We start from the raw sequence: 8,974 nt of genomic DNA on the forward strand, positions 1-8,974 counted from the left end.
CGCATTTCTCACCAGCCTCCTACTGCGGCGGCGGATACGGGCATGTCTACTGCGTTGCGCTCGGTCGGGCTCCTCGACGCACTGTCAAGTGCGCCTCCGGTGCCCTCGGTCGCGACGCCTTGTAGCCACGCCCGTCTCCACCGCCTCGCTACGGACGCTGATGAGAAATGCGGGTTAAGGGCGCGGGATCAGAGGGCAGACGTGCAGGCCGGGCAGCGCGTCGCCTTGAGCGGGACCGTCGTGCAACACTGCGGGCATTCCTTCGTCGCGGGCGGAGCGGGCGCCTCCGCCTTCTTCATCCGGTTCATCCCCTTGACGACCAGGAACAGCACGAAGGCGACGATCACGAAATCGACGACCGCATTCAGGAAGAGCCCGTAATTGAGCGTGGCGGCGCCGGCCGCCTTCGCCGCCGCGAGGGAGGGGTAGTTCCCGTCGGAAAGGTTCAGGAACAGGCTGGAGAAATCGACGTTCCCCAGCATCTTCCCGATGGGGGGCATCAGGACATCGCTGACGAGAGAGCTGACGATCTTGCCGAAGGCCGCGCCGATGACGATGCCGACCGCCATGTCGACCATGTTCCCCTTCATCGCGAATTCCTTGAACTCCTTCAGCATGCCGACCTCCTTCCGCGTCGCCCGCGTGGATTGGGGTGTGGGCCCGACGTCACGACCCGATTCTACCGCTCTTCGAGGCGCTCATGTAATAGAGGATCGGCACGCTCATCCGCGACAGCAGCAGCGAGGCCACCTCGCCCGCCATCAGGGAGATCGCCAGTCCCTGGAAGATGGGATCGAAGAGGATCACCGAAGCGCCGACGATCACCGCCGCCGCGGTCAGCAGCATGGGGCGGAAGCGCACCGCGCCCGCGTCGATCACCGCCCGGTCCAGCGGCATCCCCTGCGAGAGGCGCAGCTCCACGAAATCCACGAGGATGATGGAGTTGCGCACGACGATCCCCGCCCCCGCGATGAAGCCGATCATCGACGTTGCCGTGAAGAACGCGCCCATGAGGCCGTGCGCCGGCAGGATCCCGACGAGGGAGAACGGGATCGCGGCCATGATGGCGAGCGGCGTCCGGAACGACTGGAACCACCCCACGACTAGGATGTAGATCAGCACCAGCACCGCGGCGAACGCCAGCCCCAGGTCGCGGAAGACCTCGTAGGTGATGTGCCACTCGCCGTCCCACTTCATGGAGAACTTCCGGTCGCTTTCGGGCAGCCCCGCCACGTGCCGCTCCAGCCGGTACCCCGCGGGGATCGCCAGGTTGTCGAGCGCGCGGTTCAACTCCAGGATGGCGTACACCGGGCTCTCCACTTTCCCCGCCACGTCGGCCGTGACGTAGACGACCGGCATCAGGTTCTTGTGGTAGATGCTCTTCTCGGCGATCTCCTCCCGGACCCGCACCAGCTCGCCGAGTGGGACGGCGTTCCCCCCGCGCCCCGTAAGCCGGACGCTCTTGAGCCCCTCGAGGCGCGAACGGTCCGCCCGCGGGAGCCGCAGCACGATCGGCACGTCCTCCTTCTCCTCCGGCCGGTGGAGGAGCCCCGCGGTCGTTCCCGAAACCGCCAGGCGCAGCGTCTCCGCAACCTGCTCCGTGGAGACGCCGTGCAGGGCGGCCTTCGCCTGGTCGACCTCGAAGCGGTAGCGCGGCTGGTCGTCCTCGACGTACCAGTCCGTGTCCACCACGCCTTCCGTGCGCTCGAAGATCCCCTTGATCCTGCGCGCGACGTCGATCTGGCCGGCGTAATCCGGACCGTACACCTCGGCCACCAGCGTCTGCAGGACCGGCGGTCCCGGGGGGACCTCGGCGATCTTCGCGTTGGCGCCGTGGCGGGCCGCGGCCGCCTGGAGGGCGGGACGCACCCGCACGGCGATCTCGTGGCTCTGGCTCCCGCGCTCCCCCTTCGGGACCAGGTTCACCTGGAGGTCCGCCTCGTGCGGCCCCCGGCGCAGGAAGTAGTGCCGGACCAGGCCGTTGAAGTTGTAGGGCGAGGCGGTTCCCGCGTAGATCTGGTAGTCCTTCACCTCGGGGACGGCGGCGACCACCGCGCCGATGTCCCGCGCGGCAGCCACCGTCTGCTCGAGCGTCGATCCTTCCGGCAGGTCGACCACGACCTGGAATTCGCTCTTGTTGTCGAACGGCAGCATCTTCACCTTGACCCACCCGAGGGCGACCAGCGAGACGGATCCCAGCAGCAGCGCGGCGACGAGGAGCAGGAATCCGTAGCGCCACACGGGACGATGCAGGAGGCGGTCCATCAATCTACGGTAGAGCCGGGTCCAGTAGCCTTCCTCCGCGTGGCTGTCGTCGCTTTCGTCCCTGCGCAGCAGCCGGACGCCCGCCCACGGGGTGACGATGAAGGCCACCAGGAGGGAGAAGAGCATCGCCGCCGTGGCCCCCACGGGGATGGGCCGCATGTAGGGGCCCATCAGCCCCCGGACGAAAGCCATCGGGAGAATGGCGCCGATCACGGCGAACGTGGCCAGGATCGTCGGGTTGCCCACCTCGTCCACCGCCTCGACCGCGACGTCGAGCACGGGGCGGCCGCGGTTCTCCGGCATCCGGTAGTGGCGCACGATGTTCTCCACCACCACGATCGCGTCGTCCACGAGGATGCCGATGGAGAAGATCAGGGCGAACAGCGTCACCCGGTTCAGGGTGTATCCCGTGAGGTAGAAGACGGCCAGGGTGAGGGCGAGGGTGACCGGGATGGCCGTGGCCACGATCCCCGCCTCCCGCAAGCCCAGCGTGATCCAGATGAGGATCGACACGGAAACGACCGCGATCAGCATGTGGAGGAGCAGTTCGTTCGACTTCTCCGCCGCCGTCTCCCCGTAGTTCCGCGTGACGGTGAGGAGGACATCGCCGGGGAGCAGCGTCCCTTTGACCCCCTCGACCTTCTCGAGCACCCCGTCCGCGATACGGATCGCGTTGGTCCCCTTCCGCTTGGCGACCGATATGGTCACGGCCGGCGCCACGCTCGCGCCTCCGGCCGTCCCGCCCCTGCCGAAGAAGACGTGATCGGCCGGCTCCTCCGGGCCGTCCTGGATCGTCGCAACGTCCCGCAAGTACACGGGGCGTCCTCCCGAAACGCCCGCCACCACGGCCCCGACGTCCTCGGCGCTGCGCAGGAACCCGCCCGTGGCCACCAGGTGTTCCCGGTTGCCGGCGGCGACGGAGCCCGCCGTCAGCTCGCGGTTGGCTTCTCCCAGCATCCGGGCGACCGCAGCGGGGGAGATCCCCCGGGAGGCCATCCGCGCCGGGTCGATGAGCACCCGGAGCTGGCGCCGCTGACCGCCGATGATCTTCACCTCGGAGACGTCCGGCACCGTCTTGATCTGCTCCTGCAGCCGGACGGCGATCCGGCGCAGCGTGAACGGGTCGTGCCGGTCCGAGGACAGCGTGAGCGCCAGGATGGGGACGTCGTCGATGGAGCGCGGCTTGATCAGCGGGTGCGATACGCCGGGGGGCACGAGGTCGAAGTTGGCGAACATCTTCTGGTTCAGCCGGACGATGCTGTTCTCCTCGTCCTCGCCCACCTTGAACCGGACGACCGCCATCGCCGCCCCGGGCGACGAGGTGGTGTAGATGTACTCGACGCCGGGGATCTCCCAGAGGAGACGCTCCATCGGGCGGGTGGCCCGCTCCTCCACCTCCTTCGCCGAGTGGCCGGGCACCTGGACGAAGACGTCGATCATCGGGACGATGATCTGCGGCTCCTCCTCGCGGGGGAGCAGGAGCACGCCGCCCAGGCCGAGGAGGACCGACGCAAGGACGATCAGCGGGGTGAGGCGCGACGCGATGAACGCGGCCGCGATCCGCCCCGCGATCCCGCGGCGCCGATCCTTGTCGGGACCTGTCATTTCCCCGCCCCGGCGACCGCGCCGTCGAAGAGGCGGTCCAGCGGCGAGACGGCGACCCGCGCTCCCTCCGCGAGCCCCGAGAGCACCTCGACCCGGTCGCCGAACTCGGCGCCCGTGGCGATGACCGCCAGGCGGACCACGTTATCGTTCCCGATGACGAACGCCCCTTCCGAGCCGGCCGAGCGGACGACCGCGCGCTTCGGCACCGCCAGGACGGTCCCCTTCCCGGCGCCGAACCGGAGCCGGCCGGACTGCCCGGTGCGCGCCTTCCCCGCCGGCAGCTCCGCCTTCACGACGAATGTCCGCGTCGCCGGGTCGACCGCGGGGACGACCTCCGTAACCGGGACGCGCAGCTCCCGGTCCGCGGCGTCGTCCAGCGTGACGCGCACGGAAGAACCGCGCTTGAGCGTGGAAAGGTACTCCTCGGAGACGGGCGCCTCGATCCGGTGTCGGGACGGGTCCTCCAGCAGGAAGAGAGGGACGCCCGGGACCGCCGTCGATCCCGCGTCCGCCCGCTTCTCGAGCACCACCCCGGAGAACGGGGCGGTCACCTTCGTATAGCCGAGCTGCACCCGGGCGGCGTCGGCCGCCCCCTTCGCCTGGGCGACCCGGCCGTCGATCTGCGCCGCCTTCCGCAGCGCCCGCTCGTGGTCCTTCGCCGCGACGGTGCGCTTCAGCGCGACCTCTTCGTACTCCTGCGGCGTGACCACCTTCTCCTCCAGCAGCTTCCTGTACCGCTCGTGCGTCCTCTCGGCGAGCTCGCGCGCCGCATCCGCCTGGGCGATCGCCCGATCGGCCTCTTCCCTCGCCCCTTCCGCCTCGGCCACCGCCCCTTCCGCGGCCGCGAGCTGCGCCCGCGCCGGCCCGTCGTCGATGGTCGCCATGACCGCCCCGGCGGCGACCCGCGACCCTTCCGAAACGGGTACCGACGTCAGCCGCCCCATCGCCATGGGCGCCACGGCCGCAATCCTTGTCGCCCGCACCGTCCCCACCGCCTCCACGAAGGTCTCCCTCGGGACGGCCGTCACCGTGATCGCCTCGACCCCGGGCACCGCGAGGCGCGCGGGAGGCGCCTTCTGCGCCTCCTTCCCCCCGCAGGCCGCCAGCAGGAACGCCGCCGAAAGGACCGCCGCCGCGCGCATCCCGTATCCCGTCATCCCTTCAAGCCCCCCTCATCTCCCGGCTGCTTCCTCCGCCCAGGGAAGGAGCGTCCCCGAAACGTACAGAAGGCGCGCGCGGGCGTGCCGGAGATCGTTCTCCGCGCCCACCGCGTCGGCGCGCACCCGGTTCAGCGCCGCCTGGGCATCGAGCAGGTCGATCATCCGCCCGAGCTGGTTTTCGTACCGGGCCCGGATCCGGCGGACCCCCTCATCGGCGGAGGCCTCCGCCGCCCGCGCGATCTCCACCCTCCGCATCGCTTCCCGGATTCCGAGCCAGGCGGCGGCCACCTCGAACGAGGCCCGGTCCGCCTCCCCCCGGTGCAGCTCCTCCGCCTTCCTGCGCTCGATCGCCGCCCTGGAAACCTCCGACTCCCGCCGCAGTCCGTCGAACAGGTTCCATCTCAGTCCCACGCCGACCTTCCAGCTCCGGTTGTCGGAATGGAACGGCCCGCCCTCCGCGTCGACCTGGTACGCGCCGGTCAGCCCCACGGTGGGGAGGTATTCCGCCTTTTTCAGCGACTCGTTGCCGCCGGCGTTCTCCACCCGCAGCGAGCCGGCCCGCAGGTCGGGGCGCATCAAAGCCGCGGCCTGGTGCTCCTCGAGGGTTCCCGGCTCGGGGAACTCCGGCGGCGGGCCGGCGGCGTCCGCCATCGCCGCCCCCTTCTCCCCCATCGCCAGCGCCAGCGCGCGCCGCGCGAGCTCCAGGCGGTTTTCGGCGGTCACCTTCCCGCCCTCCGCCGCGGCGACGGAGACCTTCGACCGCAAAACGTCCGAGGACGGCCCCGTTCCCGCGCGCTCCGCGGCCTCCGCGATCCGCAGATGCTCCAGCGAATCCGACAGCTCCCGTTCCGCGACGCCGACGCGCGCCTTCGCCGTCAGGACGTCGAGGAACGCCGCCAGCACGCGGTACGCCGTCTCCTCCTTCGCCCGCGACAGGTCCAGCCGCTTCGCCTCGCCTTCCGTTCGGGCCATGCGGTACCCGACATACGCGCCGGGCGCGATGAGGGGCTGCTCGAGGGTGAGCGTCGAAATGAAGTCGTTCCGCGGCGGGGGATCGTTGAAGTTGGCGACGTCCTGGAAATCTTCCTGCGCCAGCCGTCCCTCGTTGAGCTTGAGGGCGAACGCCTCGGCCGGCAGGCTGGTGCGGACGAACCGGTGCTCGAAGACCAGGGAGGGGAAGAAGGCGCTCCGGGCAGCGCCGACGTCCTCCCGCCCCGCGGCGTAGCCGAGCCCCGCGGCCGCGAGCGCCGGGTTCCCCCGGAAGGCGCGCGCCAGCGCCTGGCGGAAATCGACGGCGTCCATGGCGTGCGCGGCCGCCGGGAACGCCGCGAGCAGGAGCAGCAGTGCGAGCGCCGCCCGCCCCCGGCGGGAGGGGAGGCGCTTCCCGATCAGCCCCTTCATCGGGTCATTTCCCCCGCAGGATCGCGATCGTGTACTTCTCCGTGTCGAGAACGGATGCCGCCAGCCGGTTCACGTCGGCGAAGGTCACCGCGGCGATCTTCTCCGGGGTGGAGAAGGTCTCCTCGTAGCCCACGCCGAACAATTCGTTATATACCATTTTGTTGGCGTAAGAGCCATTGCTCTGGAGCCCGATCTCGTAGGTGCCGATCATCCACTTCTTCGCCCGCTCGAACTCCTCCTGCGTGATGCCGCCCCGCTTCACCTCGCCGATCTCCTTGAGCGTGTCGGCGATCGCTCCGTCGAGCTTGTCCGCGCTCGTCCCCATGTAGATGGCGAAAAATCCCGGGTCCACCTGCTCCGATGAGAAGGAGGTGACGCTGTAGGCCAGCGACTTCCTGTCCCGCAGGTTGACGAACAGCCGCCCCCCCATCCCGGCGAGCGCGGAGCCCAGCACGTCGAGGGCGTGCCGGTCCTTGTCGACGAACCGGGCGCCCGGGTAGCCGATGACGAAATGGGCCTGCTGCTTGTCGCGCGGCTCCTCCTTTTTCCGCATCGCATCCGCCGGCGGCACCGGGATCGCCCCCAGCGGCGTGTACCCCGGGCGCTGCGGGAAATCCCCGAACGCCTTCCGCACGGCCGATAGCGCCTCCTCCGTCCCGACGTCGCCGGACACGGCGATCACCATGTTGCGCGGATCGGCCCAGCGCTCGTAATAGGCCTTCAGGTCGCCCGGCGTCATCGCCCGGACGGTCTCCTCCGTCCCCAGCGGGTTGCGCGCGTACGGGTGAGGACCGTAGTGGGTCGCCATGAACAGGAGGAACGCGGACTGCGTGAGCTGGTCCTTCTGCTGCTTCAGCGCTCCCAGCGTCTCCCGCCGCTTCTTCTCCAGCTCCTCCGCGGGGAAGGTCGGCTCGCGCAGCGACTCCGCAAAGAGGCGGAATCCCTGCTGGAAATCGCGCCGGAGGAATTTCCCCTGGAGGCCGAACGAGTTGCGCGAGGAATATCCGTTGAGGTCCGCCGCCATGTTCTCCACCGCCTCGGAGATCTCCTCGGCCGTCCGGCTCTTCGTCCCCTTCGTCAGCATCCCCGCCGTGAGGTTGGAGACGCCTCCCTTGTCCGCCGGCTCGGCGCGCACCCCCGCGAGGAAGCCGGCTTCCACCGCGACCACCGGCACGGAGCGGTCCTCCCGCACGATGACGCGTATGCCGTTGGGCAGAACCTCCTTCACCACGGCGGCCTTACCCCCCGCGGCGGGCGCCGGGGCGTTCGCGGCAGCCCAGGCTTCCCGGACGATCGTCTTCACCTCGTCCGGACCTCCCAGCACCTTCTGCCCGGTCGGCAGCACGGCGGAGACGGTCAGGTTCTCCGGCTTGAGATATTTCCTCGCCACCGCCTGGACGTCCTCCGCGGTCACCGCGCGGATCCTGCGCAGATACTCCCGCTCGAACGCGGCGTCGCCCAGCGTCGTCTCGTAGAATCCCACGTGGCGGGCCAGCGCCGACTGCGATTCGAGGGAGTAGAGGAAGTCGGCCTCCGTCGCCGTCTTGGCGCGCGCGAGCTCCGGCCCGTCGGGCGGGGCGTTGGCGGCCCGGAACGTCTCGAAGAGGATCTCCCGGAGCGCCTCCTTCGCCTTCTCGGGTGAGAGGACCCCTCCCACGAACAGGAGTCCCGGGTCCTTCGGCGTGTACGCCGACGCGTACACGGAGTCGACCAGCCCTTTCCGGTCCTTGACCGATGCGTACAGCCGCGACGTCTCGCCGTTGCCCAGGATCATCGAGAGAAGGTCCCAGGCGTAGACGTCGGGATCGCGCATCGACGGCCCGTGGAATCCCGTCTCGAGGTACACCCGTCGGGCATCCTTTTCCTTCAGGACCACGCGCGTCCCGTCCTGCGGCGGCTCGACGGCATGCTTCACCTCGGTGAAGGGACGCGCCGGCAGCTTGCCGAACGTCTTCTCGATGAGGGGGCGCGACGCTTTCGGGTCGACGCCGCCCGCGATCACGAGGACCATGTTCCCGGGCACGTACCACTTGTTGAAGTAGGAAACGAGGTCGTCCCGGGTGGTCTTGCGGATGGTGTCCACGTACCCGATGACCGGGCGCCCGTAGGGATGCTTCCGGTACGCCTCGCGGAACAGCGCCTTGTCGACCACCCGGGAGGGGGTGTCCTCGTTCATCCGGACCTCCTCGACGATCACCTCGAGCTCGCGGGAGAGCTCCCCGGCGTCGAAGACCGAGTTCTCCAGCGTGTCGGCGAGGATGTCGAGGGCGTTTTCGAGGTACCGGCCGGAGATCGTGATGTGGTAGACCGTCTGGTCGAAGCTCGTGTAGGCGTTGATCTCGCCGCCCAGCGACTCGACCTCGCGGGCGATGACGCCGTTTCCGCGGCGCTTCGTCCCCTTGAACGCCATGTGCTCGAGGATGTGCGACATCCCCGCGCGCTCGTCGGACTCCGTCGTGCTCCCCGACTTGACCCACGCCTGCACCGCGACCACCGGCGACGCGGGATTGGGCCGGATCACCACCGTAAGCCCGTTGCCGAGT

General features: G+C 69.6%; 5 protein-coding genes. All 5 read right to left on the reverse strand.

The window, feature by feature from the left end:
* Positions 1–188: 188 nt before the first annotated feature.
* Positions 189–617, reverse strand: a complete 429-nt coding sequence (mscL, locus tag AB1346_07665; GenBank protein MEW6720308.1) for a large conductance mechanosensitive channel protein MscL — start codon at positions 615–617, stop codon at positions 189–191.
* A gap of 49 nt (positions 618–666) precedes the next feature.
* Positions 667–3,870 (reverse strand): efflux RND transporter permease subunit, encoded by a 3,204-nt coding sequence (locus tag AB1346_07670; GenBank protein ID MEW6720309.1) that lies wholly within the window; start codon positions 3,868–3,870, stop codon positions 667–669.
* Positions 3,867–5,027 (reverse strand): efflux RND transporter periplasmic adaptor subunit, encoded by a 1,161-nt coding sequence (locus AB1346_07675; GenBank protein ID MEW6720310.1) that lies wholly within the window; start codon positions 5,025–5,027, stop codon positions 3,867–3,869. The genes AB1346_07670 and AB1346_07675 overlap by 4 nt, the downstream gene beginning before the upstream one ends.
* Positions 5,028–5,042: 15 nt before the next feature.
* A complete protein-coding gene (locus AB1346_07680; GenBank protein ID MEW6720311.1) occupies positions 5,043–6,431 on the reverse strand; it encodes a TolC family protein in 1,389 nt (462 codons plus the stop codon).
* A 4-nt stretch (positions 6,432–6,435) separates the two neighbouring features.
* Positions 6,436–8,974: pitrilysin family protein (locus AB1346_07685; GenBank protein ID MEW6720312.1), on the reverse strand; the 2,539-nt coding region annotated here is incomplete at its 5' end.

The sequence above is a fragment of the Thermodesulfobacteriota bacterium genome (genome assembly GCA_040758155.1).
Classification (GTDB): Bacteria; Desulfobacterota; Deferrimicrobia; order Deferrimicrobiales; family Deferrimicrobiaceae; genus UBA2219.

What these genes read in the sequence shown, in the direction of transcription:
- AB1346_07670 (MEW6720309.1), bottom strand. Translation starts at nt 3,870, where the DNA reads ATGACAGGTCCCGACAAGGATCGGCGCCGCGGGATCGCGGGGCGGATC.
- AB1346_07675 (MEW6720310.1), bottom strand. Translation starts at nt 5,027, where the DNA reads ATGACGGGATACGGGATGCGCGCGGCGGCGGTCCTTTCGGCGGCGTTC.
- AB1346_07680 (MEW6720311.1), bottom strand. Translation starts at nt 6,431, where the DNA reads ATGAAGGGGCTGATCGGGAAGCGCCTCCCCTCCCGCCGGGGGCGGGCG.
- mscL (MEW6720308.1), bottom strand. Translation starts at nt 617, where the DNA reads ATGCTGAAGGAGTTCAAGGAATTCGCGATGAAGGGGAACATGGTCGAC.